The organism is Streptomyces puniciscabiei (assembly GCF_006715785.1).
Lineage (GTDB): Bacteria > Actinomycetota > Actinomycetes > Streptomycetales > Streptomycetaceae > Streptomyces > Streptomyces puniciscabiei.
Genome location: NZ_VFNX01000001.1, coordinates 1955858 through 1982200 on the forward strand (window position 1 = coordinate 1955858; position 26343 = coordinate 1982200).

Here is a 26343-nt window from a genome sequence, read left to right on the forward strand (position 1 = left end):
CTCCCTATAGCCGCATAGATACGCTCGGACAGCTGTGCTCACACCGGGAGAGGCGGGGGCACGGACACCGATACGGTTGGGCGGGGAACGAACGGGGGCGGAATGAGGGTGGGGACTCCGACCGGGAGCCGGGTGGGCGGCGAGGTCGTCCGGGCGGTGAACGGGCTCACCGCCCGGTGGGCGGAGACGGCGCGGGACGGCACGGTCTTCTCGGCGGCCGGCGTCTGGCCGCTGCTGGCCTTCCTGGCGGACGGCGCGGCGGGCCCGGCACGGGCCGAGCTGAGCGAGGCAATTGGCCTGCCGGCGGATCAGGCGGCGGATGCAGCACGGGAGTTGCTCGGCGCGCTGGGCGCCCTTCCCGGTGTGGACTCCGCCGTCGGCCTGTGGACCAGGCGGACGGTGGAACTCGTCCCCGAGTGGCGGGCCGGGCTGCCCGCCGAGGCGCACGGCGTGCTCACCGGGGACGTGGACGCCGACCAGCGGGCGCTGGACGCCTGGGCGGCCGACCGTACCGGCGGGCTGATCGACGGAATGCCGGCCCCGCTGGACGAGGACACCGAGCTGGTGCTGGCCGGTGCGCTGACGATGCAGACCGGGTGGCTGAGCCCGTTCCACGAGGTGCCGCTGCAGACGTCGTACGAACCCTGGGCCGCCACCGAGCGGTTGGGGCTGCGGCGCAGGAGCACCCTGCTGGACCGGGTCGGCGTCGCCGACACCCGGCACGGCTGGGTCACCGAACTGAAGGTGCTCGGCACGGACGCGCTGGACGTGCATCTGCTGCTGGGCGAGGAGGGGATGACCCCTGGCCGGGTGCTCGGCGCGGGGGTGGATCTGCTGCACCACCCGCGCACGGTCGTACCGGGCTCCCGGCTGCCCTACGGGGAGGTGGGCCCGGGTCTGCGGGTCGCCAAGGAGCGCTGCGCGGCATCCGCGCCGCCGGTCCTCGACGTCCTGACGGCCGCGTACGAGGTGCGGGCGGACCACGATCTGCTGCAGCGGCCCGCGTTGTTCGGGCTGAGCACGGCACGGGACACCCGGCAGGGTCACTTCCCGGGCATCAGCGGCTTCCCGCTCGCCGTCGGATCGGCCGCGCAGAGCGCCCTGGCCCGGTTCGGGGCGCTCGGCTTCCGCGCGGCGGCGGTCACGATGTTCGATCTGGTCGCGGGCGGCGCGATGCCTCGGCTGCGGTACGTGACGCGCAGGGTGGACGCCGTCTTCGACCGCCCCTTCGGCTTCCTCGCGCTGCACCGGCACTCGCGGCTGGTACTGGCGGCGGGCTGGGTGACGGACCCGCTGCCCCTCCCGGAGTACCCGGACGAGCTGGACGCGAGCGACCCGTGGAAGGACGATCAGTGAGCAAGGTGACCGCCGACACGGTCCGCCGGGTGAACGGGCTGACCGCCCGCTGGGCGCAGGCCCTGCCCGAGGGCACGGTCTTCTCCGCGCCGGGCGTCTGGCCGCTGCTGGCCTTCCTGGCCGACGGCGCCGCGGGCCCGGCCCGGGCCGAGCTGGGCGAGGCCCTCGGGCTGCCGGCGGATCAGGCGGCCGGTGCCGCCCGGGAGTTGCTGGCGGCGCTGCAGTCGGTGTCGGGCCTGGACGCGGCGCTCGGCCTGTGGACGCACCAGGCGCTCCCCCTGCGGGAGGAGTGGCGGGCCGGGCTGCCGGCCGGGACGTACGGGGTGTTCGGGGACGACCTCGTCACCGCGCAGGAGCGGCTGGACGCCTGGGCGGCCGAGCGGACCGGCGGGCTGGTGGAGCGCATGCCGGTGACGCTGACCCGGGAGGCGCGGATGGTGCTGGCCAGTGCCCTGGCGCTGCGCACGACCTGGCGGCAGCCGTTCACCGAGCTGCCGCTGCGGCCCGGCTCCGGCCCCTGGCAGGGGCGCACGCTGCGCGGGCTGCACCGGCGCAGCGTACGGCCGGACCGGGTGGGCGTGACGGGCACCCCGGACGGTTTCGTCACCGCGCTGACGGTGCCCGGCGACAACGGCATCGACGTCCATCTGGTCCTCGGCGAGGAGCGCATGACCCCGGGCCAGGTGCTCGCGGCCGGAGTGGGGATCGTGGCGCGGGCCCTGCCGCTGACCGGGGGCGGCGCGCTGCCGCACGGGCATGTGGGGCCGGGCCTGTACGTGGAGCAGCAGCCGGCCGTCGAGCCGGCGCCGCTGACGCTGGATGTGCGGACGGTGGCGTACGAGGTGCGCGCCGATCACGATCTGCTCGCGTCGGCGGGGCTGTTCGGGCTGACGGCGGCCACGGATGCCCGCCACGGCCACTTCCCCGGCATCAGCGACTACCCGCCGGCCATCGGCGCGGCCCGCCAGTCGGCGCTGGCCCAGTTCGGTGCGCTGGGGTTCCGGGCGGCGGCCGTGACGGCGGTGATGGCGGCGCCGGGCAGCGCCCCGCCGCAGTACCGCTACGAGTCCACGGTCGTCCGCGCCGTCCTCGACCGCCCCTTCGGCTTCCTCGCCGTCGACCGCGAGTCCCGGCTGGTGCTGGTGGCGGGCTGGGTGACGGATCCGGCGCCGGAGCCCGTCATCAGCTTCCCGGGCGCTGTTCCTCCAGGACTCTGACACAGCGGGCGAGCAGCCCGGTCAGAGCCTCCCGCTCGGCGTCGGTGAACTCCGCGGCGAGGGCCCGTTCCACGCGTACGGCGGCCGTGTCGGCCTCGGTGAGGACGGCGCGGCCCTCGTCCGTGAGGCGGGTCTCCAGGACGTTCTTGTGCCACTCGTGCGGGCTGCGGGTGATGAGATCGCGGTCCTGGAGGTTCTTCAGGACCGTGTTCATGGTCGGCGGGGTGACCCCGCACAGCCGGGCCAGGGCCGCGGCGGAGATGCCGGGGTTGTCGGAGAGGTGAAGCAGCGCGGCGTACTGGGCGACGGTCAGGCCCGCGGGCTTGAGGACCGAGGTCTTCGTGGCGTTGAGGGCCTGCTCGGCCCGCTTGAGGTGGGAGCCGAGGCGCTCGGACGCGGGCATGGAGGTCACCCGGCCCAGATTAGTGCTTGGTGAAAGGTGAAGACCCTGGCGATGATAAATACACTGGCAATGATTAGAGCTCTAATATAACTTTGCAGTCATCCGAGAGTGAGTAGCCGAACCGAGAGGCACCGCCGTGTCCCGTTCGATCAACCGCCGCACCTTCCTGACCGGCGCCGCCGCCGGGGCCGTGGCCCTCGCCGCGCCCCGGGCGACCGCGGCCACCGGACCCCGTATCTCCACCGCCTTCACCCTCCCGGACGACCGGGCCTACCCCGAGGGCATCGCCCTCGACCCGCGCACGGGCGACGCGTACGTCGGCTCCTTCACCACCGGCGCGATCTACCGGGCCGCCGCCGGCAGCAGTGCCGCGGGCGTCTTCCTGCCGGCCGGCGCGGACGGCCGTACGACGGCCAACGGGCTGAAGGCCGACCGGGCGGGCCGCCTGTGGGTCATCGACCACACCACCGGAATCGACGTCTACGACCTGCGCGACCGCTCCCTGCTGGCCCGCTTCGAGGTGCCGGAGGGCGATCAGCGCTTCGTCAACGACCTCGTCGTCACCGCGGACGGCACGGCGTACGCCACCGACAGCGTGCGTCCGGTGCTGTACCGGATCACGCCCGCCGAGGTGGCCCGGGGCGGCAGCGCGCCGCTTGTCGCACACTTCGACCTGAGCGGGGCCGTACCCCCGCACTCGCCGGACGCCTACACCCTCAACGGCATCGTCGCCGACCCCACCGGACGCCTGCTGTTCGTGGTCGACATGACCGGCGGCGGCCTGTACCGGGTCGACGTCACCGACGGATCGGTCCGCCGAGTCACCCTGCACGGCGGTGACCTGGTGAACGGCGACGGACTGGAGCTGTCCCACCGCACCCTGTGGGCGGCTCACAACAGGACCGACACCCTGACCCGCTGGCACCTCTCCCCCGCCGGCACCGAGGCCCGGCTGACCCGCACCCTGACCACCCCCGCCCTCCAGATCCCCACCACCCTGGCCCACACCGACCACGGCCTGCTCGTCGTCCGCTCCCAGTTCGACAAGGGCGGCCCGATGGGACAGGGGACACCGGCCACGCCGTTCACGGTGGCGCGGGTGACGGGGATGTGAGTCCAACGGTCAGGTGACACCAGAGGACCTGCCCGAGCGGCGCCCGCACCACCGGGTCCGCAGGCCGCCCGACGTCCTCCTCGGGGGCCAGGGTTTCGCTGATGCGCAGGCCGGCGGCGGTCTGGAGGTAAACGGTGAGCCGGTACTGGGGGAGATCGTCGGCTATTTGTCCATGGTGGAAAACGGCAGTGCTCGTTGGTGCCCTTCTTGCGCCTGCGCTGGATGTGAAAGCCGGGAAAGTCCATCGATATGGCAGACACGGGTCTGCGTCTGTTCGTCGCCGACAGCCAGGGCCTCGGCGAGTTCCGTCCGGGCGATCAACCGCCGTTCCAACCACGCCTCCATGTCGGCGAGTTGATCCTGATCCGCCCCATCTCCACGTCACCGAGAACGAACTGATCGCCCGAACCCTCCCGAGGCGACGCCGAAACCATGCCTGAACAGCGGAAACTTAATGCAACACCCGGAAGACAACGGCTTCTGACATCAAACGACATGGAGTGTCCGACCAGAGATCTTGCCGTGCTCGATCCGGGACACACGGTGTGGGTCGCCGGCGAGTGCGTCGGCGAGGGTCGCGCCATGAAGTTTGTCATGTTAACTTCGCGAGCAGGGCTGGATGACATTTGGTAAAGCCCTGCGCCACGGGGGAGGCACTGGTGGGGATTTGTCGCGCCACGGGGGAAGGCACCAGTGCCCTGAGGTTTGCTGCCGACGCCGGGGGGACAGGCAGCGTGATAACCAGGTTAGTTCGCGCCCCGATGTCCGATGCCTGCACCCGGCTTGTCGTGGTGGACGATCACAACCTGTTTCGCACCGGTCTCGTATCCCTCCTCACTTCGGTTCCGACGTTCGTGGTCGAGGAGGGATCGACCGGCGCCGAGGCGGTCGCCCTGTGCCGGCTGCTCCGTCCGGACGTCCTGATCATGGACATCGAGATGCCCGGTTCCGATCCGCACGAACTATTGGTCGACATCCTCACGTACAGCCCGAACACCAAAGTGATCATCCTGAGCATGCACGACGACGGCGCGCGGATCCGCGAACTGATAGCCGACGGAGTGTCCGGCTTCCTGCACAAGTCGGTCGACTACCCGGCGCTCAGAACGGCGATCGACTGCGTGCTGATGAACTCGGATCAGCTCGTCCTCCACCTCCCTCAGAAGTCCTTGCTTGCCAATGACTGGACCGAGGCCAAGCCGTCCGGTCCGATGTCGACCCGCGAGCTCGAAGTGCTCTCCATGCTCGCCGAAGGCATGAGCAACGCCGAGCTCGCCAAGCGGCTGTTCATCAGCGTGAGCACGGTCAAGCGCCACCTCACCAACATCTACCGCAAGCTCGGCGCGGTCTCCCGGGTCGACGCACTGCGGCGGGCCCAGGCAGCGGGCATGTTGCCCGCACGCCCCCCGGACGAGCGATCGTCTACTTCAGGCTCGCCCCCACCTCCGCGACAAGGTCGCTCACGTCCGCCTGACCGGTGGCGTGAGACGTCATAAGACGGGTCACTCCGGCCGGCTGGAGGTGAAAGGTCCAGCGCTCGCGCAAGGAGTTCGTCGCGGCGGGTGGTAGCTCGACGAAGACCGCGTTGGACTGCACAGGCTGGGTCAGCCGCAGTCCGGGCAGTCTGTCCAGGTCGGCCGCGAGGCGGGTGGCCATGCCGTTCGCGTGCCGCGCGTTGTCCAGCCAGAGCTCATCGTCGAGCAGCGCACTGATCTGAGCCGCGAGGAACCGCATCTTGGACGCCAACTGCCCCTGCTGCCTGCGCAGATAGGGCGCCCGCTCGGCGATGTCGGACGACATGAGGAGCAGCGCGTCGGCACCGAGCGCCCCGTTCTTCGTGAACCCGAAGCTCAACGCGTCGGCGAAGCGAGCGATGTCCTCCACTTTGCAGCCCAGATGGGCCACGGCGTTGGCGAGCCGTGCCCCGTCGATGTAGAGGCGGAGCCCCTTCCGGTCGCAGACCTCGCGCATCGCCTCGAGCTCCCGCAGTGCGTAACAGGTTCCCAGTTCGGTGGCCTGTGTGATCGCCACCGTCGAAGGGCGCGGCGTCCGTACGTCCGTGCACCGCTCCAGCACGGCCTCGATCGCCGCCGGGGTGAGCTTGCCGTGCGGTGCGGGCGCGAGCAGGAGCTTCCTGCCCAACACCGCCTCCACCGCCCCGCATTCGTCCACCGCGAAGTGAGCGTTCTCGGCGCAGATGATCGCATCACCCGGACCGAGCAGGACGGAGAGCCCGAGAACATTCGCGGCCGTGCCGTTGAAGAGCAGCAGGGGAACCGCCGTCGGCCCGGCCAGGTCGCGGAGGCTCGCCTCGGCCGCCGCCGTCCAGCGGTCGCCTCCATAGGCCGACGCCGGCCCGCGGGAGACGGCCGTGATCGCGGCCAGGACGGCGGGATGCGCCGACGCGTGATTGTCGCTCGCGAAATCCTCGCGGAGGACACCGGCCGGTCTGTTCATGGCGACCAGTCTTCCGGCACTCCGAAACCACCGACATCCCCTGCGTGGCTCAAACCGCTACGCCTTCCAGCTCATCCTCGATACGACCCGGCGTACCACCTGGCCAGGAAGGTGGGATCTCCACCGCACCGTCTCCTCACTGCCAGAAAGCGAACTTACGCTCGGACCCGGCCAGGGCGATCCGCCGGGCGGCAACGCGAGAGGTTGTGAGAGAGATGAGCGTGACGACCATGCTTGCGAACGTACCGGGCACACCGTCCGCGTACCTGTCGGTGCGTTTCTTTGGCCGGTTCGTGACGTCGGTGGGCGGGATGCCGGTCGAGCGTTGGAGGGCCGGGAAGTCACGCAGCCTCTTTCAGTACCTCATGCTGCACAAGAACCAGGTGATGACGCGTAACCAACTGCGGGACGCGCTCTGGCCGGAGGCCGAGTGGCGCGCCTCCTCCAGTTCACTGAAAGTGGCGTGCTGCGGAGCTCGCAGCACGCTCGGCGCCAGCAAGCAGCCGGACGCCGGGGCGCCCATCCGGCTGCTGCACCGGGACGGCGGCTATCTGCTCGACGCAGACGATGCCTGGTGCGACATCGAGGAATTCCGGGAACTGATCCACGACGGTATGCAGCACCGCTCCCACGGCCGCCCGGATCAAGCCGAGGAGAGCCTGACAAGGGCGATCACCCTGTACCACGGGGACTTCCTGGCAGGTCAGGACGAGGACTGGATCGCCGAGTCGCGGGAGTACTACCGGTCCTTGGCACTGGGCGCGTTCGACGTCCTGCGCTCCACTGCGGTGGAGCGCGGCGACGCGGACGCGGTCTTCGCGCTCGGTCAGCGCACGCTGGAGCTCGACGCGCTGCACGAGCCCACCTACCAGGACCTGATCAGGGTCGCGGGCCTGCGCGGCCAGCCGGAGCAGGCGATGCGCTGGTACCAGCTGTGCGAACGACGGCTGCAACGCCTCATCGGCGTCGAGCCCTCCACCGACACCCGACAGGCCCTGCACCTGGTCCTGAGCGGACGCGGCCGACAGGTCGCCCTCTAGTCCGTGCGGTCCTCACACCGGTTCAGGAAGGACTCGGGCATGACCACGACCCCTTTGACCAACACGCCCCCAGCCGTCATCTCCCGCCTGCTCGGTCATGTGACCGGCCACGCCACCGAGCGTCCCGACGAGCCCGCGGTCATCACGGCCGACGGCAGCCTCACCTGGGCCGGGCTCGCCGGGTCCGTGGGCACGGCGACCCGTGCCCTGCGTGCCCACGGGATCGCACGCGGCACCGTGGTGGCACTCGCCACCGGCCGTGACCGGTACGCGGTCACCGCTCTGCTCTCCGTCTGGGCTCTCGGTGCGACGGCGGTGCTCCTCGACGAGCGGCATCCGGCGGCACACCTCAGCGGTGTCATCGCCAACTCCGATGCCGAGTGGATCATCGCGGCCGAGCTGACGCCGGAGGTGCTCGGCAACGGCGTTCCGGTGCTGACGACCTCGGACCTGCTCGAGGAGCCCGCCGGCGTCGACGGCGTCGTCGAGCCGAGGCCGGACTCCCCCGACGACGTCGCCTACGTGATCCACACGTCCGGCAGCAGCGGCCGGCCGAAGGGGGTCGACGTCTCGTTCGGGAACCTGGAGGCGTTCGTCGACGCGATCGAGACCCTCGGGATGCCACGCGGCGGCCACGGCATCAACGCGGTGTCGCCCGCGTTCGACGGCTGGCTGTGGTGCACCCTCCTGTACCTGGTGTTCGGAAACGCGCTCGGCATCGTGGACCTCGCGCGATCGACGGCCGACGGACCCGCCGCCGCGATTGCCGCCCTCACCCCCCGAGTGGTGTGTCTGACGCCGTCGCTGCTGGCCGCCTGCGAAGGAGGCGTGGACAGCGCGGAGGCGATCGTGGTGGCCGGCGAACCGTGCCCGCCGGATCTCGCGAAGCGGCACGGGACCGGTCGCCGACTGCTCAACGTCTACGGGCCGACCGAGGCCACCATCGCGGCCACCTGGGCGGACAGCGCCCGCGGCGACGACCTGACCACGATCGGCACCTCGATACCCGGCTACGCCGTCCACGTGCTCGACCCCGAGGGCCGCCCGACACCCGACGGTGAGCAGGGTGAGCTGTACATCGGCGGCCCCGGGGTCGCCCTCGGCTACCGGCACGAACCGGAGCTGACGGCACGGCATTTCGTGACCGACCCCCTGCGCGGCCGCATCTACGGCACCGGGGACCTTGTCCGGCGCCGGACCGATGGCCAGCTGGAGTTCTGCGGCCGCGTCGACACCCAGGTCAAGGTGCGCGGGTTCCGCGTGGAGCTCACCGAGATCGAGCGCCGGGCCGTCGGCCCCGGTGTGGCACAGGCCGTCGCCTACCTGCTTCCGGGAGGCCGGACCATCGGCCTCGCCGTGGTGCCCGCCGAGGGCTACCCGGGAGACGGGGAACTGCGGGACCTCCTCGCCGCGAGGCTCCCCGCGCACCAGGTGCCGAGCGGGATCCGGCGTCTGGAATCGCTGCCGCTGACCCCGAACGGCAAGACCGATCGGGCCGCGCTCGCCACGGCGCACGCGGCCGCCGACGGCACCGGGCATCACCCGCCGGAGGCCACGGACACGTTGCTCAGCGCCGTCATGAAGGTCTGGAACACGGCTCTGGAGCAACCGGTGACCGATGTGGACGCCGACTTCTTCGCCTCGGGCGGGCACTCCCTGCTGGCTGCCGAGATGATCACCGCTCTGCGTCAGGCGACCGGGGTGTCCCTGTCGATGCGCGAACTGCTGAGCAACCCCACCATCCGAGCCTGCGCGGATCTCGTCCGCGCCCGGCTGAACGAACCCAGGGCGGCGTCATGACCTATCTACGCAGTTGGCCGAACGGCGCGTCGGCGGCCGTCCCCGTCCTGCTCTGCCTGCCGCAGGCCGGCGCCAGCGCCCTCCAGTTCCGGGACTGGCAGGTCCGGCTCGGCTCGAGCGCCGCGGTGTACGCCGTGCAGCTCCCCGGCCGGGAGGACCGGTGGGACGAGCCGGCACCGTCCAGCATCGCCGAGGTGGTCGGTGCCGTGGTGGCGGAACTGGCGGACGCGGGGCTCCTCGACCGGCCGCTGGTCGTCTTCGGAGACAGCTTCGGCGGACTGATCGCGTACGAGTTGGCCCGTGCGGTCGGCCCGTCCGCACTCGTGGTCTGCGTCAGCCGGGCGCCGGCCCACTGGGCACGGCAGGGCGGACTCCACGACAACGACGTCGAACGGCTGGCCTCCGCGAGTGTCGAAGGTTCGACTCTGCCGTCGGCTCTCGTCGCCGAACTGCGCGACATCGCCGCCGAAGTGCTGCGCCGCGACGCGGAGTTGTCGAAGACCTTCCGAGACGCGCCGGGCACGGAGCCGCTGCGCTGCCCTGTGTACGCCTGGGGCGCCGTTGACGACGAGACCGTCACCCCCGCACAACTGGACGACTGGCGCGAGGTCACCACCGGGCCGCTGCACCGCCACGACTTCGTCGGCGGGCACCGGATCAGCCGCGACGATCCGGTCACGGTGCTCGGACGGCTCTCCCACGTTCTGGCCGGCATCGCCGAGGAGGAACCGTCATGATCCCGCAGGCGCCGCCGGTGATCGACCTGATCGATCCCGGCCCCTTCGAACGCAACGACTTCTGGGACGTCCTGGCCTGGCTGCGCGCCCACGCGCCGGTGTACCGGCATCCCGGCGATCCCGCGCCGTTCTGGGTGCTCACCAGGCACCGTGACATCTCCGCCGTGTACGCGGACTCCACCCATTTCGGTTCCCGTTTCGGGATGCGGATCGGCAGCGACGCGGCCGCCGTGGCGGCGGTCGCCCAGCGGATGCTGATCGTCTCCGATCCGCCGCAGCACACCGCGGTCAAGCGGACGCTGATGGAGTGGTTCGGGCCCTCCCGCATGCCCCGGGTCGACCGGCTGGTGCGGCAGGTGGTGGACGAACTGGTCACCGACGACATCCTCGACCGGCCGCTGGATTTCATCGAGGTGGCCAAGCGGCTGCCGAACCACGTGGTGTGCGCCTTGATGGATCTCCCCCGGGCGGACTGGGACTGGATCGGCGCGGTCACCACCGAGGCGTTCGACGACGCGTCGGGGAAACACGCCAACGGCGAGATCTTCCTGTACTTCGCCGATCTGCTCGCGGCGCGACGTGCGCGGCCGGGTGACGACTTCGTCAGCTGGGTCGCGACCCAGGGCAGGGTGGACGCCGACGGCGAGCGCCCGCTGACCGACGAGGAGATCATCTTCAACTGCAACGGGGTGCTCTCCGGCGCCAACGAAACCACCCGCTATGTCGCGGCCGGAGGACTGCTCGCCTTCGCGCAGTTCCCCGAGCAGTGGCAGCGGCTGCGCGCCCTCGGCGCCGCCGGGGTGCCCGCCGCGGTCGAGGAGGCGCTGCGCTGGACCTCACCGGGCGTGCACGCGATGCGCACCGTCCTGCGCCCGACGGAGATAGCCGGGCAGCGGCTGCGGCCCGGCGAGCGGGTCACGCTCTGGAACGCGTCCGCGAACCGGGACGAGGAAGTCTTCGACGAGCCGGACCGGTTCCTCGTCGACCGGAACCCCAACCGGCACCTGGCGTTCGGTCACGGCAGACACCTCTGCCTGGGCGCGCGCATGGCGCGCTGCGAGCTCAACGCCTTGTTCGGCCGGCTGGCCGAGCGCGTCGGCGGTGTGGAGCTCACCGGTACGCCGTCGTTCACACCGTCCAACTTCACCTGGGGGGTCAGCGCCCTGCCGCTCCGGCTCCACGGGCGTGCGTAACCGGCACTTAATCGCCGCCGCCGACGATGCGGCGAAGACAACCATCTGATGGAGGTCACCATGGGGGAGCCCATTCGCAACATCGTCATCATCGGTGGCGGCACCGCCGGTTGGATGGCCGCGTCCTACCTCGGAAAGGCGCTGTCCGGCCAGGCCGGCATCACCGTCGTCGAGGCACCGGCGATTCCGCGAATCGGCGTCGGTGAGGCGACCGTGCCCAACCTCCAGCGGGTCTTCTTCGACTACCTCGGCCTGCCGGAAGAGGAGTGGATGACCAAGTGCAACGCCAGTTTCAAGATGGCCGTCAAGTTCATCAACTGGCGTACGCCGGGGCAGGGTGAGCCGACCAGCCGGCACGACGGCACCTGGTCGGACCACTTCTACCATCCGTTCGGCCTGCTGCCCTCCCCCGACGGTGTGCCGCTGTCGCACTACTGGACGCGCAAGCATCTGGCCGGCACGGCCGGCGAGCCGTTCGACTACGCGAGCTTCGTCGAACCGCCGGTGATGGACGCGAAGCTGTCACCGCGGTTCCTCGACGGCACCCGCTCCACGAACTACGCCTGGCACTTCGACGCCGCCCTCGTGGCTGGATTCCTCCGCGACTTCGCCACGTCCAAGCAGGGCGTGCGGCACATCGAGGGCACCGTCTCGAACGTCCGGGTCGACCCGCGCGGCCACATCGAGTCCGTCACGCTGGAGTCGGGCCAGGCCGTCGAGGGCGATCTCTTCGTCGACTGCAGCGGCCTGCGCGGTCTGTTGATCAACAAGGCGCTCGGTGAGCCCTTCATCGACATGAACGACCACTTGCTGAACAACAGCGCGGTCGCCACCCAGGTCCCGCACGACGACGAGGCGAACGGGATCGAGCCCTACACCTCGTCGATCGCGATGCCCGCCGGGTGGACGTGGAAGATCCCGATGCTCGGCCGGTTCGGCACGGGCTACGTGTACTGCGACACGTTCGCGAGCAAGGACCAGGCCACCCTCGATTTCTGCCGGCTCTGGGGGCTGGACCCCGAGAAGGTCCCGCTCAACCACATCAAGTTCCGGGTCGGCCGCAACCGCCGTGCCTGGGTGGGCAACTGCGTCAGCATCGGGCTGTCCTCGTGCTTCGTCGAGCCACTGGAGTCGACCGGCATCTACTTCATCACCGCCTCGCTGTACCAGCTGGTCAAGCACTTCCCGGAACGCGATGTCGACCCCGTGCTGCGCGACCGGTTCAACCGCGAGATCGTCGACATGTTCGACGACACCCGGGACTTCCTCCAGGCCCACTACTCGCTGTCCCCGCGTACCGACACGCCGTTCTGGCAGGCCACCAAGGAGCTCACGCTGGCCGACCAGATCAAGGAGAAGATCGAGATGTTCCGCTCCGGCGTCCCGATCAACCCTCCGGCGACCGACGAACGCACCTACTACGGCAACTTCGAGGCGGAGTTCCGCAACTTCTGGACGAACGGGAGCTACTACTCGGTCTTCGCGGGGCTCGGCGTCCGGCCGCGCAACGCGCTGCCGATCCTCTCCTACCGACCCGACTCCGTGGCCTCGGCCGAGCAGACCTTCGCCGACGTGAAGGCGCGCCAGCGCCGGCTGGTGTCCGAACTGCCCTCGACGTACGCGTACCTGCGACAGCTGCACCGCGAGGAATCGTCGCAGGACACCGCCGCATGAGCCCCGCGGCGGACCACATGACCAACACCTCGGCCACTTACGTCACGGCGGAGGAGGCGTTCCGCCTGGTGATGGGTTCGCTCGCGACCGGTGTCACCGTGGTCACCGCGCCGGCGGGCGACGGCCCCCGGGGCATGACCTGTTCCTCGCTGACCAGCGTGTGTCTCGAACCGGCGACGCTGGCGGTGTGTCTGCGCACCGCCAGTTCGACGCGTGACGCCGCCCTCGGGCACGCGAGGTTCGCGGTGAACCTGCTGCACGGCGGGGCCGAACGCACGGCCCGGGTGTTCTCGACCGCCGTCCCCGACCGGTTCGCCCTGGTCGACTGGCGCATGTCCGAGACGGGGCTGCCGCAGCTCACCGAGGACGCCTGCGCGTACGCGGAGTGCGATGTCGTCCACACCGTCGAAATCGGCGACCACACGATGATCTTCGGCGCGGTCACCGACTCATGCGTGCTGCCCGGGACCCCACTCGTCTACGCGCGCCGGTCGTACCGCTCCTGGGACGCCCTCCCCTCCACCCAAGACCGCCCGGAAGGCGAGCAATGATGCCCACCCCTGCCGTAGAACCGCTCCCGGCTCTGCTCGCGGACCGACCGGCCTCCCCCGACGATGTCCGTGAGCCGCACCGCCCCTGGCACGTCGCACCGGCCGGCAGCAGCCTCGGCCGCGACCACCGGTGGTGGTCCGGTGTGTGGGTCGCCCTCCTCGCCCGCTACAGCGGACACGACCGGGTGTGGCTGGCCGGCACGAACGGCTGGTACGAGGTGCCGGTGGCTCAGGAGGTGCCGGCCGGCGACCTGATCTCCGCCACGGTGAAGGTGCTCGACGGGCCGTCGTTCCAGCCGTCCCGTCGGCCGTCCGCCCCGGTGGCGGTGACCGCGGGCGCGCCTGAGGAGCATCGCGGCGCCGGCGACCTCGCGGTCGAGGTGGCGGACGGCGTCGTCAGCGTGGCCGGTGACGCGCGGCTGTGGGAGCCGGCGACGCTGCAACGGCTGGCCAGGCAGCTGCGGCTGCTCGGCGAACAGGCCGCGAACGAACCCAGCACGCCGTTGGCGACGGTCAGCCTGCTGACTGCCGAGGACCGGCGGCTCGTCACCGAGGAATGGAACCGCACCGCCGCCGACTGGCCGTCGACCGGATACCTCGACCTGATCGCGGCGCAGGTGCGCGCCCGCCCGAACGCTCCGGCGGTGGAGCACGGCGACCGCGTCATCTCCTTCGCCGAACTGGACCGGCGCGGCAACCAGATCGCCGCCGAACTGCGACGGGCCGGGGTCGCGGCCGGGGACCGCGTCGGGCTCTTCTGCCCGCGCGGCGCCGACTACGTGCTCGCCGTCCTCGGCATCCTGAAGGCCGGCGCGGCGATCGTCCCGCTCGACCCGGTCAACCCTGACGCGCGGATCGCGTTCATGCTCCGCGACAGCACGGCCACGGCGGTCCTGACCAGCGGTGATCTGGCCGACCGGCTCCCGGACGGCCCGCCGGTCCTCGACATCGCGGCCACCACGGCCGCACCCGCCGATCCGCCGGACGCCCTCGCGGATCCGGACCCCATCAGTCACCTCATCTACACCTCGGGATCGACAGGGGAACCGAAGGCGGTCCTCGAACGCCTGCACGCGATAGAGAACCTGGTGCACTGGACCGGCCGCGCCTACGGGGTACGGCCCGGTGACCGGGCCTCCTGGCTGTCCGCGCCCGGGTTCGGTGTCCAGATCATGGAGTGGATGCCGTACCTCGCGCTCGGCGCCACGGTATGCGTCCCCGCGGCACGGCACGCGCTGTCCCCGGCGCAGCTGCGGGACTGGCTGGTCGCGGAGAAGCTCACCCACACCATGCTGGTGGCCGCCCTCGCGGAACCGGCCTGGGCTCTCGACTGGCCCGCCGACGCCGCGCTGCGCGTCATGGTCACCACCGCGGAGCGGGTGCACAGCTGGCCGCCCGTGGACACCCCGTTCCGTGTCGTCATGACGTACGGCACCACCGAGAGCACCAACGCGCTGACCTGCCTGGACCTGGGTGCCGGCATCGACCTGACCAGTCAGGCGACCCCGTCGCACGTCAAGGCGGCGCATCCGGTGCCCGCAGGACGGCCGATCGCCAACGTCCGCGCCTACGTGCTCGACGAGTTCGACCGTCCGGTGCCACCGGGGCTGACCGGCCGGCTGCTGATCGGCGGGGCCGGGCTGTCCTCCGGATACCACAACCGGCCCGACCTGACGGCGAAGCTGTTCCGCCCGGACCCGGTGACCGGGACGGGGCTCGTCTACGAGACCGGCGATCTCGCCCGGTACCGGGCGGACGGCGCGATCGAGATCCTCGGCAGGGGCGACGCCCAGGTGAAGATCCGGGGCTTCCGGGTCGAGCTCGGCGAGGTGGAGTCCGCGCTGATCGGCTGCCCCGAGGTGGCCGAGGCGGTGGTCACCACCGTCGAGACGGGTGGGGGCGGCCGACAGCTGGCCGCCTACGTCACCGCAGCCGACGGCGCCGAGCTGGAGGGCGCCGCGCTGAAGGCCAGACTCAGTGAACAACTGCCCTACTACATGCTGCCGTCGACGGTGACACCGCTGCCGGAGATCCCCCGGCTGCCGAACGGCAAGACGGACCTGCGTTCGCTGCCCGCGCCTGACCCGGCGGGGCGGAGCGACGACGACTTCGTCCCCGCCCGGACAGAGACCGAGGCCGCCATGGCCCGGCTCTGGACCGAGATCTTCGACGGCCGGACGATCTCGATGACCGACAACTTCTTCCATCTCGGCGGCCACTCACTGCTGGCCTTCCGGCTGATCGACGAACTGCGCGGCCGGTTCGACGTCGAGCTGTCGCTGACGGAGCTGTACGCGAACCCGACCGCGGCCGGGCTGTCCACGGCCGTCGACGCGGGCCGGGCGGGCTCGGCCGCCTTCGCGGATCTGCCGCCGGTCGAGCCGGACCCGGCCACGCGCTTCGATCCGTTCCCGCTGAACGCCGGCCAGCAGGCGATGTGGATCGGCCGCGGCAGCATGGTCGAGCTCGGAAACGTCGGCTGTCACGGGTACTTCGAGTGGGACTCGGACGGCCTCGACGTCGACGCGTTCGAGCAGGCCTGGCGGGCGCTGGTCGAGCGCCACGACGCGTTGCGCACCGTCGTGCTGGCCGACGGCACCCAGCGGGTGCTCGCGGAGGTTCCCGACTTCGTGATCGGGCACCACGACCTGCGGGACGCGGCGGACCCCGAGCGGGAACTGCTGGCCCTGCGCGACCAGTTGTCGCACACCATCCTCGACGCGGCCACGTGGCCGCTGTTCGATCTGAGGCTCAGCCTGCTGCCCGGTGGCAGGACCCGGATCCACCTGGTGCTCGACTTCCTGATCGCCGACGCCTGGAGCTACTTCCAGGTGATCGTTCCCGAGCTGAGCGAGCTGTACGCGGGCCGGGGCTCGACGCTCGAACCCCTGCGGCTGACGTTCCGCGACTACGTGCTCGGCCTCGCGGCGCACCTGGAGGAGAGCGACGTCTACCGGCGCTCCCAGTGGTACTGGCAGGACCGGCTCGAATCGCTGCCCGGCGCGCCGCAGCTGCCCGAACGGCCGGCGACCCAGCCCGTACTGCCGGCCAGGATCGAGCGGCACAGCGGCGTCCTCGGCGCCGAGGACTGGGCGGCGATAGGCGCCCTGGCCAGCGAATACGGCGTGACCGGATCCGGTGTTCTCGCCGCCGCCTACGCCGAGGTGCTGCGGTCCTGGTCCGCCGAACCGTCGTTCTGCCTGAACTTCCCGCTGTTCAGCCGACTGCCCCTGCATCCCCAGATCACCGACGTGATCGGTCACACGACCACGACGCTGCTCCTGGAGGCCGCCGCGTCCGGACGGACGTTCGCGGACCGTGCTCAGACGCTGCAGCAGCGGCTCTGGTCCGATCTCGAGCACCGTCATTTCACCGGCATCCAGGTCCTGCGTGCCTTGACCCGCCTGCGCGGAACGCTGGTGCCCGCGATGCCGGTGGTGATGACCAGCCTGGTCGGCTACCCACCGGACCAGCGGGAGACCTCGTTCGGCTCGGCGGTGTACGGGATCTCCCAGACCCCCCAGGTGAGCCTGGACTTCCAGGTCTTCGAGACCGAGGACGAGGGCCTGCGGTTCAACTGGGACTACATCCAGGCCGTCTACCCCGACGGGTTGATCGGCGAGATGTTCGCCGCCTTCCTCGACCTGCTGGGCCGGCTCACCACGCGCGATGGCTGGCGGACCGACGACTTCGGGTACGGCGTCGCCCGGCACGCGGCCGACGCCGTCGACACCGAGGTGGACGCGGGCGCGAAGCGCACCGGGACGGCCTGGGAGCAGTACTGGGCGTCGGTGAACACCACCGGCCGCGGTGGAGACGTGCTGTGGGACGCCGACGATGCCGAAGAGATGGGCTGGCTCCTCGACGCCGCGGCACGGCACCTGGAGCCGGCCCTGCCGGTCGTCGACCTGGGCTGCGGCAACGGCCGGTACGCCAGGGCGCTCGCCACCCGGTTCCGCACCGTGGCCGGCGTCGACGTGTCACCCACGGCGATCGCCCGAGCCCGTGAAGAGGGCGCCGGGCTCGACAACCTGTCCTTCGACGTCCTCGACCCGGGCGACATGGACGCCGTCAAGGCGCTGGCGACACGGATCGGTCCGGCCAACATCTTCGTCCGCGCGGTCCTGCACGTCCTCGGCGACAAGGAACGTGCCGCGATGGCCGCCGCCATGACGGTGCTCACCGGTGGCCGCGGGGGTGTGCTCATCATCGAACCCGACTACGCGGCGAGCTCGTTCGGCTATCTCGGCCATGTGGGCGGTGCCCGCGGCCGGGCCGCGGACCTCGTCCGGCCGCTCGAAGCGGCGGGAGTACGGCACTCGACCCGCTTCGGCCCGGCGGACCTGGACCGCTACTTCCCCCGTGACCACTGGCGACGGCTGTCCACCGGCCCCGCGGAGATGCACGCCGTCGACCCCGAGTCCGACGCGGCCACGATCCGCGTCCCCGGCTACCTCGCCGCCGTCCGCCCCGTCACCCCCGATCGATGACGGGGCGAGTGGACACGAGCGACCCCGGCCGGTTTGGATTGACGGCAATGACTGCCGGTACGAAAGCAGGATCAACTCCCATGGCCTTCACCGGAATTCCGGACGAGGCGTTCCGCTTCTTCCGAGAGCTCGCCCTGGACAACTCGACCTCGTTCTGGCGACAGCACCGCGACCGTTACGAGCGTGCCGTCCGCGAACCGATGGCGGACCTGGTCGCGGAATTGTCCCCGGAGTTCGGCGAGCTCCGGATGCTGCGGCCCCAGCGAGACACCCGGGCGTCCAACGACAAGTCGCCGTACAAGACCTACCAGGGCGCGCTGGTGGATCTCGAACCAGGCCTCGGCTTCTGGCTCCACCTCGATGCCGAGGGTCTGCACGCCACCGGACGGTACTACTCGCGCGCCCCTCAGGCGACGACCGCGTACCGCTCGGTGGTGGCCGAAGAGCGGGGCGGGGAACTGCAGTTGCTCGTGGACGGCCTGGAGAAGTCCGGATTCACCATGGGCGGGGTCATGCTGCAGACCAGGCCCCGCGGGATCCCGGCCGACCACCCGCGCGTGGGGCTGCTGCGTCACCGAACGCTGGACATCGGCCGCAGCTGCGACCGAGCCGCTGCCGGCCGGCCGTCGGCGGCCCAGTGGGTGGCCCAGACCTGGCGCGAACTCCGCCCGACGCTGGACTGGATCTCCACCCACGTCTGCCCACACGCCCGGTGACGACGAACGTCGCCTGAGCCCCGGCCCTCGGGCCGGGACTCAGGTCTCCTTGCGGCCGGCGGACGGGACTGCTTCGTCGGGGGCGGACACCGGACGGCGAGGCACGGCGAGGAGAGTCAGCAGCGGGCTGGTCGTGGCCGTCGTGATCAGGGCCATCAGGACCAGGACGGCGAAGAGCCGTTCATGGATGATCCCGGCGCTCAGGCCGACGTTGAGCGCGATGAGCTCGGTGAGCCCGCGGGTGTTGAGCAGCGCCGCGACGGTGGCCGACTCGCGCTTGTCCAGGCCGTTCAGCCGGCTCGTCAGATAGCCGGGCACCAGTTTGCCCGCGACCGCGATCATCAGAATCAGGCCGAGCAGGAGCACGCCGGCTCGGTTGATCGCGCCGATGTTCAGGGAGAGCCCGGTCACCACGAAGAACAGCGGCAGCAGCAGCGCGGAAGCTCCCTCCATCGCCCGCAGGACGTCGGCGTCGGGCACGTCGTCGCGGCGCGGCATGAGCAGCCCGGCCAGGATTCCGCCGAAGACCGCGTGCAGGCCCAGTTCGGAGGTGGCCCAGGCGCAGCCCATCGTCAGGACGATCGCCATGGGCAGTTGATGGGTGAACATGCTGCCGGGCCGGTGGATCCACCAGCGCAGCAGCGGACGGACGAGCAAGGCGCCGCCCAGCACGAGACCGGCGGCCAGGAAGGCGGTCAGCCACGCCGACAGGCCGTGCGACCCGCCCGGCATCGCCGCGGCGAGTGCGGTCCAGGCGGCCACGTCCATGACACCGGCGGCGGACAGCGCGATCAGGCTGGCGCGCGTGCCGGCGAACCCGGCCTCCCGGACGATGGCCGCCAGCACGGGCAGCGCGGTGATCGACACCGCGACGGCCATGAACAGCACGAAGGAGCGCGAGCCGATGTCGTGTTCGCCCACCGAGGCGAAGGCGGACGGCATGAGGAGGACCGCGACCGCGCCCAGGCCCATCGGGACGAGCAGGGCCGCGGCCGCCACCGACAGCGTCGTCCTGCTGCTCTTGCGCAGGGCCCGGAGGTTGAGCTCGTAGCCGACCACGAACATGAAGGTGACGATGGCGACCTGGGCGAGCACGCTCAGGTACGGCAGGACCTGGGGCGGGAACAGCCTGCCGGTCAGGTGCCCCGGGAGCCGGCCCAGCAGGGTCGGGCCGAGCACCACCCCGGTCAGGATCTGCCCGATGACCGCGGGCTGGCCGAAACGTCTGGCCAGCCCGCCGAGCAGCGAGGAGATCAGCAGGATGACGGCGATGTCGCCCATCACGTAGGCGGTGACGGCCTCAACGCTCACCTGCGGCCTCCCGGCGTACGTTCACGGTGTCATCGATCGCGGTCATCGGGGTATCCGGGGATGGGGTGCTCGGCGCAGATCCGGCGGACCTCGGCCCGGATCTTGGCGGCCACCGCCGGGTGTACGGCACCGGCGGTGCGCAGTTCCTCGACCACGTCCGCGATCAGGTCCGCGCACAGAGCGGCCGTCTCGGGCGGGACGGCCCGCGCCGCCAGCGTGTTGGTGCCGAGCCTGATCCCTCCGGTCACCCGCGGCGGTGTGTCGTCGCCAGGCACCCGGTTTCGGTTGACCAGAATCCCGCAGGCTTCCAGGGCCTCCTCGACGTCGGCGCCGGTGACCCCGTGGGGTCGCAGGTCGGCGAGGACCATGTGCGTGTCGGTGCCGTCCGTCACTACCCGCAGGCCGCGGCGCTTGAGCTGATCGGCGATGGCGGTGGCGTTGTCGAGCACCAGCTCCATCACGGTACGGAAGGCGGGTTGGGCGGCCGCGTGCAGCGCTCGCGCCTTGGCCGCCACGTTGCCGAGATCGGGCGTGCCCTGCACGAGCGGGAACACCGCGCCGTCGACGAGCTTCCGCAGCGGCACCCGGCCGTCCGGTCCGGGCGCGTCCGCGTCCCGACCGAGCAGGATCAGGCCGCCTCGGGGCCCGTAGAGCTGCTTGTAGGTGCTGGTGGTGGTCAGATGGGCGTGGTCGATCGGGCTCGGGTGCAGCCCGGTGGCCACCAGACCGGAGATGTGTGAGATGTCGGCGATCAGGTACGCGCCCACCGTGTCGGCGATCTCCCGGAACCGGGCGAAGTCGATCTCCCTGGGGTAGGCGCTGGCGCCGGCGATGACGACCTTCGGCCGGTGCTCGCCGGCCAGCGCGGCGATCTGCTCGTAATCCAGCCGTTCGTCATCGCCCGTGCGATAGCAGACGGAGTGGAAGTAGCGTCCGGTGACCGAGGCGGCCGAGCCGTGCGACAGATGCCCGCCGCAGTCCAGGTCGAGTCCGAGAATGGTGTCGCCCGGCTCCAGCAGCCCCATGAGTACCGCGAGGTTGGCCGAGGATCCCGAGTGCGGCTGGACGTTCGCGGCCCGGGCCTGGAAGAGCGCGCAGGCCCGGCTGATGGCGAGGCGCTCGACCTCGTCGGCGATCTCGGCGCCCGCGTGGTAGCGGCGGCCCGGATACCCCTCCGTGGTCAGGTTGGCCAGCGACGAGCCCGCACAGGCCAGTACCGAGGGCGGCGCCACGCTGGAGGAGGCGACCAGCACCAGGGTGTCCTGCTGCCGGATGTCCTCGCGTGCGAGCAGGTCCGCCAGATCCGGGTCGTCCTCGGCCAGCGCGCTCGGGGGCCGCTCCGCCACGGCGGCGGGCTCCTCGTCGGGCTCCTCCAGGGTGTGCAGCAAGTGGGCGACCCGCAGCGCCTGCGGCCCGGCGTCCGGATCGGCGGCGATCAACGACGCGAGGTCGGAGATCACCGGATTGCCGAACACCGTGCGGACCGGTACGGGGGCGCCGAGCAACTCCTGCAGCCGGGCGGCCAGCCGGGTGCCGCTCAGCGAGTCGCCGCCCAGCCGGAAGAAGTTGCCGGTGGTGGGGACATCGTCAAGTCCGAGGATCTCCCCCACGCAGGCGGCGACGAGCTCCGCCAGCAGCCCGGCGTCCGCCGGCGGCTCGGGTTCGGCCGGCTGTTCCGGTTCCGGGGCGGCCGCGAGAGTCGCGAGCGCCAGGCGGTCGACCTTTCCGTTGGCGGTGAGCGGAAGTTCGGGAAGCAGCCTGATCGCGGCGGGCACCATGACGGCGGGCAGTTCCTCGGACAGGTACGCCCGCAGCGCGTCGGCGCTCAGGTTCGCGCTCGTCTCCGGCACCACGAAGGCCTGCAGTCGGACCACGTCGGCGCTGCTGCGCGGCGCCGTCACGACCGCGGTCCGCACCCCGTCGACACGGTTCAGGACCGCCTCGATCTCGCCGAGCTCGATCCGCTGTCCGGCGACCTTGACCTGGAAGTCCTCCCGGCCGAGGATCTCGATGTCACCGCCCGGCAGCAGGCGGCCGAAGTCCCCGGTCAGATAGGCGCGTTCGCCGGTCGTCGGAAGCGTGACGAACTTGGCCTCGGTGCGCTCCGGGTCGCCGAGGTAGCCGATGGCCAGGCCCACCGGGCTCGCCACGGCCATCTCCCCGCGGACCCAGGTCGGGCGCGGCCGCAGGTCCCGGTCCACGATGTAGTACCGCTGATTGGCGATCGGTTTTCCGTAGGGGATGCTCGTCCATTCCGGATCCACCGCGCCGATCGGGTAGAAGAGCGACCAGCAGATGGTCTCGGTGGGACCGCCTGAGCCGACGACCTGCAGCCCGGATGCCTGGGCGCGCGCCCGATCGGGCAGGTTCAGCGGAATCCAGTCACCGGACAGCACCGCCAGCCGGAGTGTGCCGAGCACCCGGTCGCTTCGGGTCTCCGCCTCGCCGACCAGCAGTTCCATCAACACCGGTACGGAGTTCCAGATCGTCACCCGCTCGTCGCGCACCAGATCGACCCAGACGTCCGGTTCGGCGCGCTGGAACGGCGGCGGAAGGACGACCGCGGCTCCGCAGCCCAGCGGGCCGAAGACATCGTAGATCGACGCGTCGAAGTGCAGCCCGGAGATCGCCAGGAGGCGGTCCGCCGAGGTGACGGCGAACCGCCGCTGCACGTCCCGCACCAGGTTCGCCACACCGCGATGGCCGACCACGACGCCCTTCGGATCCCCGGTGGATCCCGACGTGTAGATGACGTAGGCCGGGTCGTCCGGTCCCTGGACAGCGGTGAGCGGCTCGGTGGACGCGGTCTCGAAGTCGGTGTCGGCGCGCAGCACGGTCATCCCGGCCGGCAGGTCGAGCGAGTCTGCCAGGCGGGACTGAGTGAGGACGATGCTCACCTCGGCCGACTCCAGCAGCCGGGCGATCCGCGCCCGTGGTGCCGCCGCGTCGAGCGGCAGGTAGGCGCCGCCGGCGGCCAGGATGCCGTAGACGGCCGCGTACTGCTCCCAGCCCTTCTCCATCACCACGCCGACCAGGTCCCCGGGCCGGACGTCCTGCTCGCGCAGCCCGTTTCCGATGCGGTACGCCTGGTCGGCCAGCTCCGCGTAAGTCAGCCGCCGGTCGGGCGCCACGACGGCCTCCGCGTCGGGCGTCCGCCGTGCCTGGGCGAAGAACCGCTCCTGGAGAAGCACGGCGGGTACGGGCTCGGCGGTGTCGTTGACCTCGTTCCAGACCGCCCGGTCACGCCTGTTGCGCAGGTCGAGGTGCGGGGCGTTCCAGACGCCGTGGCCCGGCTCGTCCGCGAGCATCCGCCCGATCAGGTTCCGGAACGCCTCGAACGCGTCCTCGACGAGGCCGGGCGCGAAAGCCCCGGACCGGTAGTCCCACACCAGCCGGAGCTCCCCGTCCTCCTCACGGATCTGGAAGTCCAGCGAAACCTGCGGGGTCTGCGTGATCGAGTGCACCTCGGCGCCGAACTCGCTGATCGACCGGGCGAGCGGCAGCCCGAGCAGGCTGGTCACCACGACCGGCATGGACGCGGCGGTGAGACCCCGGCGCCGGGCCAGCTCACGCAGCACGTCCACGCCGTTCACGCTCGCGTGCCGGATGTCGTCGCGCAGCTGAGCGGCCAGGCCGACGATCCGCTCGGCCACGGTCTGCCCCGTCGGGCGGACCTCGAGCAGGATCGCGTTGGTGTAGTCCCCGATCACGTCCTCGATGCCGGGCACGTCGAACCGCTGGAAGACCGGCACGTTGAGGGTGAACGCGGGTTCGGAGCTCCATCCCCGGATCACCTCGGCGAAGACGCCGACGAGCAATTCGGTCTCGGTGAGGTGATGATCGCGGGCCCGCTTGCGCAACACCGCGTACTCCTCCGCGGGATAGCGGACCGTGCACCGCTCGAACTGGCCCGGTCCCTCCGCGGTGTACCGCGCCGCCGGCAGGTCGGGCGCGGGCGGCAGCTCGTCGATGCGCTCCTGCCAGTAGCGCCAGTCGGCCTGCCACCGCGCTCCCCCGCGCACCTCCTCGTCCAGCCACAGGGCGAAGTCCCGGAACGCGAGCCGCTGCGGTGCCAGCTCCGCGTCCGGGTCCTCGTACAGCGCGATCAGGTCGGGAAAGAGAGTGAGGAAGAGGCTGCTCGCGTCCATCAACTGGAGATCGATGCCGAGCTGCACGCGGACCCGGTCGGACAGCCGCACCACCCGGAGGTCGAACATCGGCCAGGTTCCGGGGTCGAGTCTCCGATGGCCTCCTTCGGCGCGGCTCTCCTCCAGCCGCCGGGCCGCTTCCGGATCATCGCGCAGATCGTCGACCGTGATCGGCACCGGCCCCGGCTGCTCGAGCACGACCTGGCTGCCGTCCGGTCGTACCACGGTGCGCAGCCCGGGGTGGTGCTCGACCAGCCGCTCCCAGGCACGGCGGTACCGGGACAGGTCCAGTTCGTCGCGCTCCCACTCGAAGTACCCGTAGCAGCCGACATTGCCCAGTTCGACGGCGTCCGCCCGGCCGACCCACAGCGCCTGCTGGGTAGGAGTCAGCGGGAACGGCTCACCGGCGGCGCCCGGATCCGGCACCAGAGGCGGCAGCCCGACCGTCTCGCCGGCGGCCGCGGCGCTGCCGTCGGGCGTGCGGATCGTGCTGTCCCCCGGGACAGTGGTCGTCATCGCGACTCCTCGAACGTGACGGCGGACAACAAGGTCCGACTGTAGGAATCGCAGTTACCCCGGGGTTACGTCACCGGCTGATAACCAGCGCGGTCGATCCTGCGCCCATGGAGAATACGAGCGCCGCGATTCCCGCCGCGGCCCGTCGTTCACGCTCGGTCCAGTGGATCGACGGCGACTGGCGCGCCACGAAGTCCGACCACGCCCTCGCTGTCGTCGATCCTGCGACCGGTCTCACCCTCGCGGAGGTGCCCGCCGGCGGGCAGGCCGATGTGGACGCGGCCGTCACCTCCGCCGCCCGGGCCTTCCCCGCCTGGTCGAGAACACCACTCACGGAACGCCTCCGGTACCTCGACCGGCTCGCCGAACTGCTCGACGAGCACGCCGACACCGTGGCCGGCGTGCTGACCGCGGAGACCGGGATGCCGGTGACCCTGGCCCGGCACGCCCAGGTCTCCTTCGGCCTCGGGGCCCTCCGCTCCTGTGTCGAAGCCGCCCGCGAGCATGCCTGGGAGCAGCGGATCGGCAACTCCCTGGTCCGCTCCGAGGCCGCCGGGGCCACCGGCTGCATCACACCGTGGAACGCGCCGGTGGCGTTGAACCTGCAGAAGATCCCGGCCGCGCTGGCGGCCGGCTGCACCGTGGTGCTGAAACCCAGCGAACTGGCGCCGCTGAGCAGTTACCTGCTGGCCGAGCTGCTCGCGCGGACCGACCTGCCGCCCGGTGTGTTCAACCTGGTGTGCGGGACCGGTCCGGAGGCCGGCGAGGCGCTGGCCGCCCACCCGGAGATCGACGTCGTCTCCCTGACCGGCTCGATCCGCGCCGGACGCCGGGTGTCCGAGCTGGCCGCGTCCCGAGCCGCGCGGGTCAACCTGGAACTGGGCGGCAAGAGCGCCTCGATCGTGCTGCCCGACGCCGACCTTCGCGCCGCGGTGACCGCGACCGTGCAACAGGCGAACTTCAACACCGGCCAGGTGTGCTTCGCCTGGAGCCGTCTCCTGGTGCCGGCCCACCGGTACGACGAGGCCGTGGCGATCGCGGCCGAGACGGCCGGGGCCCTGCGCGTCGGTGACCCCTGGGACCCGGCCACCCAGGTCGGACCGCTGATCCACCACGACGCCGTCGAGCGCGTGCGCGGCATCCTGGACGACGCGATCGCCGGCGGCGCGACCCTGGTCACCGGCGGCGAGGTCCCTCCCGGGGCGGCCGGCGGCAGCTACCTGACCCCCGCGGTGCTCGCCGGCCTGCCGCCACGGGCACGGGCGGTCGTCGAGGAGGTCTTCGGCCCGGTCGTCGTGGTGCTGCCCTACCGGGACGAGGACGAGGCGGTCCGGATCGCCAACGACACCGACTACGGCCTGTCCGGCGCGGTGTGGTCGCAGGACGTCGAGCACGCCACCTCGATCGCCGCGCAGCTGCGCACCGGCCGGGTGGACATCAACGGCGCCCCGTTCAACATGCGCGCACCCTTCGGCGGATACAAGAGCTCGGGCAACGGCCGCGAACTCGGCGCCTGGGGTCTGGCCTCCTTCTGCGAGACCAAGGCGATCCAGCTTCCCCTCACCGAGGAGGGCGAGGCCGGCCTCAAGCTCAGCTCCACAGCGCGCTGAGCGTGCGGCC

17 protein-coding genes are annotated in these 26343 nt (G+C 71.2%); 13 read left to right on the forward strand and 4 right to left on the reverse strand.

Annotated features, from left to right (window positions below; all coding sequences use genetic code 11):
* Window positions 1–102 precede the first annotated feature (102 nt).
* Together FB563_RS08745 and FB563_RS08750 are read left to right on the forward strand one after the other, a co-directional pair.
* Window positions 103–1356: a serpin family protein gene (locus tag FB563_RS08745; protein WP_142218572.1), complete on the forward strand. Its 1254-nt coding sequence runs from the start codon at window positions 103–105 to the stop codon at window positions 1354–1356.
* Window positions 1353–2573, forward strand: coding sequence for a serpin family protein (locus tag FB563_RS08750; protein WP_055707984.1), 1221 nt, complete (start codon window positions 1353–1355; stop codon window positions 2571–2573). Before FB563_RS08745 ends, FB563_RS08750 begins: the two co-directional genes overlap by 4 nt.
* Here the strand turns inward: FB563_RS08750 and FB563_RS08755 are convergent.
* Entirely contained in the window at window positions 2539–2976 is a 438-nt protein-coding gene (locus FB563_RS08755) for a MarR family winged helix-turn-helix transcriptional regulator (protein WP_055707983.1), read from the reverse strand. The genes FB563_RS08750 and FB563_RS08755 overlap by 35 nt on opposite strands.
* 136 nt (window positions 2977–3112) lie before the next feature.
* On the opposite strand from FB563_RS08755, the gene FB563_RS08760 reads away from it, so the two are divergent.
* A complete protein-coding gene (locus FB563_RS08760; RefSeq protein ID WP_142218573.1) occupies window positions 3113–4090 on the forward strand; it encodes an SMP-30/gluconolactonase/LRE family protein in 978 nt (325 codons plus the stop codon).
* Window positions 4091–4878: 788 nt separating this feature from the next.
* Complete coding sequence (locus FB563_RS08770; RefSeq protein WP_159045479.1) at window positions 4879–5586, forward strand: response regulator transcription factor; 708 nt, start codon at window positions 4879–4881, stop codon at window positions 5584–5586.
* On the opposite strand, the gene FB563_RS08775 is transcribed toward FB563_RS08770, so the two are convergent.
* Window positions 5513–6547, reverse strand: a complete 1035-nt coding sequence (locus FB563_RS08775) for a threonine aldolase family protein (protein ID WP_055705520.1) — start codon at window positions 6545–6547, stop codon at window positions 5513–5515. The two genes, FB563_RS08770 and FB563_RS08775, sit on opposite strands and share 74 nt — an antisense overlap.
* 311 nt (window positions 6548–6858) lie before the next feature.
* On the opposite strand from FB563_RS08775, the gene FB563_RS08780 reads away from it, so the two are divergent.
* The 8 genes from FB563_RS08780 to FB563_RS08815 all read left to right on the forward strand — a co-directional run bounded on the left by FB563_RS08780 (window position 6859) and on the right by FB563_RS08815 (window position 18748).
* A complete protein-coding gene (locus FB563_RS08780; RefSeq protein ID WP_267888639.1) occupies window positions 6859–7587 on the forward strand; it encodes an AfsR/SARP family transcriptional regulator in 729 nt (242 codons plus the stop codon).
* 39 nt (window positions 7588–7626) lie between these two features.
* Window positions 7627–9387 carry a non-ribosomal peptide synthetase gene (locus tag FB563_RS08785; RefSeq protein WP_055705522.1) on the forward strand — a complete coding sequence of 587 codons (1761 nt, stop codon included), beginning with the start codon at window positions 7627–7629 and terminating at the stop codon, window positions 9385–9387.
* Complete coding sequence (locus FB563_RS08790) at window positions 9384–10124, forward strand: thioesterase II family protein (protein WP_055705523.1); 741 nt, start codon at window positions 9384–9386, stop codon at window positions 10122–10124. The genes FB563_RS08785 and FB563_RS08790 overlap by 4 nt, the downstream gene beginning before the upstream one ends.
* Window positions 10121–11317 carry a cytochrome P450 gene (locus FB563_RS08795; protein ID WP_199832778.1) on the forward strand — a complete coding sequence of 399 codons (1197 nt, stop codon included), beginning with the start codon at window positions 10121–10123 and terminating at the stop codon, window positions 11315–11317. Before FB563_RS08790 ends, FB563_RS08795 begins: the two co-directional genes overlap by 4 nt.
* A 60-nt stretch (window positions 11318–11377) precedes the next feature.
* Window positions 11378–12991 carry a tryptophan halogenase family protein gene (locus tag FB563_RS08800; protein ID WP_055705539.1) on the forward strand — a complete coding sequence of 538 codons (1614 nt, stop codon included), beginning with the start codon at window positions 11378–11380 and terminating at the stop codon, window positions 12989–12991.
* Complete coding sequence (locus FB563_RS08805; RefSeq protein WP_055705524.1) at window positions 12988–13542, forward strand: flavin reductase family protein; 555 nt, start codon at window positions 12988–12990, stop codon at window positions 13540–13542. Before FB563_RS08800 ends, FB563_RS08805 begins: the two co-directional genes overlap by 4 nt.
* Complete coding sequence (locus FB563_RS08810) at window positions 13542–18032, forward strand: non-ribosomal peptide synthetase (protein WP_167528475.1); 4491 nt, start codon at window positions 13542–13544, stop codon at window positions 18030–18032. The genes FB563_RS08805 and FB563_RS08810 overlap by 1 nt, the downstream gene beginning before the upstream one ends.
* A gap of 80 nt (window positions 18033–18112) precedes the next feature.
* Window positions 18113–18748 (forward strand): DUF2461 domain-containing protein, encoded by a 636-nt coding sequence (locus tag FB563_RS08815; RefSeq protein WP_055705526.1) that lies wholly within the window; start codon window positions 18113–18115, stop codon window positions 18746–18748.
* 39 nt (window positions 18749–18787) lie between these two features.
* Here FB563_RS08815 and FB563_RS08820 read toward each other — a convergent pair whose 3' ends face one another.
* Window positions 18788–20059: a cation:proton antiporter gene (locus FB563_RS08820; RefSeq protein ID WP_055705527.1), complete on the reverse strand. Its 1272-nt coding sequence runs from the start codon at window positions 20057–20059 to the stop codon at window positions 18788–18790.
* A 29-nt stretch (window positions 20060–20088) separates the two neighbouring features.
* Window positions 20089–24723: a non-ribosomal peptide synthetase gene (locus FB563_RS08825; protein ID WP_055705528.1), complete on the reverse strand. Its 4635-nt coding sequence runs from the start codon at window positions 24721–24723 to the stop codon at window positions 20089–20091.
* A gap of 107 nt (window positions 24724–24830) precedes the next feature.
* Here FB563_RS08825 and FB563_RS08830 point away from each other — a divergent pair, with 107 nt between their 5' ends.
* Window positions 24831–26333, forward strand: a complete 1503-nt coding sequence (locus tag FB563_RS08830) for an aldehyde dehydrogenase family protein (RefSeq protein WP_055705529.1) — start codon at window positions 24831–24833, stop codon at window positions 26331–26333.
* Window positions 26334–26343 lie beyond the last annotated feature (10 nt).

Coding starts and splice junctions, on each gene's coding strand:
- FB563_RS08745 (WP_142218572.1), top strand. CDS start 103: ATGAGGGTGGGGACTCCGACCGGGAGCCGGGTGGGCGGCGAGGTCGTC.
- FB563_RS08755 (WP_055707983.1), bottom strand. CDS start 2,976: ATGCCCGCGTCCGAGCGCCTCGGCTCCCACCTCAAGCGGGCCGAGCAG.
- FB563_RS08775 (WP_055705520.1), bottom strand. CDS start 6,547: ATGAACAGACCGGCCGGTGTCCTCCGCGAGGATTTCGCGAGCGACAAT.
- FB563_RS08780 (WP_267888639.1), top strand. CDS start 6,859: ATGCCGGTCGAGCGTTGGAGGGCCGGGAAGTCACGCAGCCTCTTTCAG.
- FB563_RS08785 (WP_055705522.1), top strand. CDS start 7,627: ATGACCACGACCCCTTTGACCAACACGCCCCCAGCCGTCATCTCCCGC.
- FB563_RS08790 (WP_055705523.1), top strand. CDS start 9,384: ATGACCTATCTACGCAGTTGGCCGAACGGCGCGTCGGCGGCCGTCCCC.
- FB563_RS08795 (WP_199832778.1), top strand. CDS start 10,121: ATGATCCCGCAGGCGCCGCCGGTGATCGACCTGATCGATCCCGGCCCC.
- FB563_RS08800 (WP_055705539.1), top strand. CDS start 11,378: ATGGGGGAGCCCATTCGCAACATCGTCATCATCGGTGGCGGCACCGCC.
- FB563_RS08805 (WP_055705524.1), top strand. CDS start 12,988: ATGAGCCCCGCGGCGGACCACATGACCAACACCTCGGCCACTTACGTC.
- FB563_RS08810 (WP_167528475.1), top strand. CDS start 13,542: ATGCCCACCCCTGCCGTAGAACCGCTCCCGGCTCTGCTCGCGGACCGA.
- FB563_RS08815 (WP_055705526.1), top strand. CDS start 18,113: ATGGCCTTCACCGGAATTCCGGACGAGGCGTTCCGCTTCTTCCGAGAG.
- FB563_RS08825 (WP_055705528.1), bottom strand. CDS start 24,723: ATGACGACCACTGTCCCGGGGGACAGCACGATCCGCACGCCCGACGGC.
- FB563_RS08830 (WP_055705529.1), top strand. CDS start 24,831: ATGGAGAATACGAGCGCCGCGATTCCCGCCGCGGCCCGTCGTTCACGC.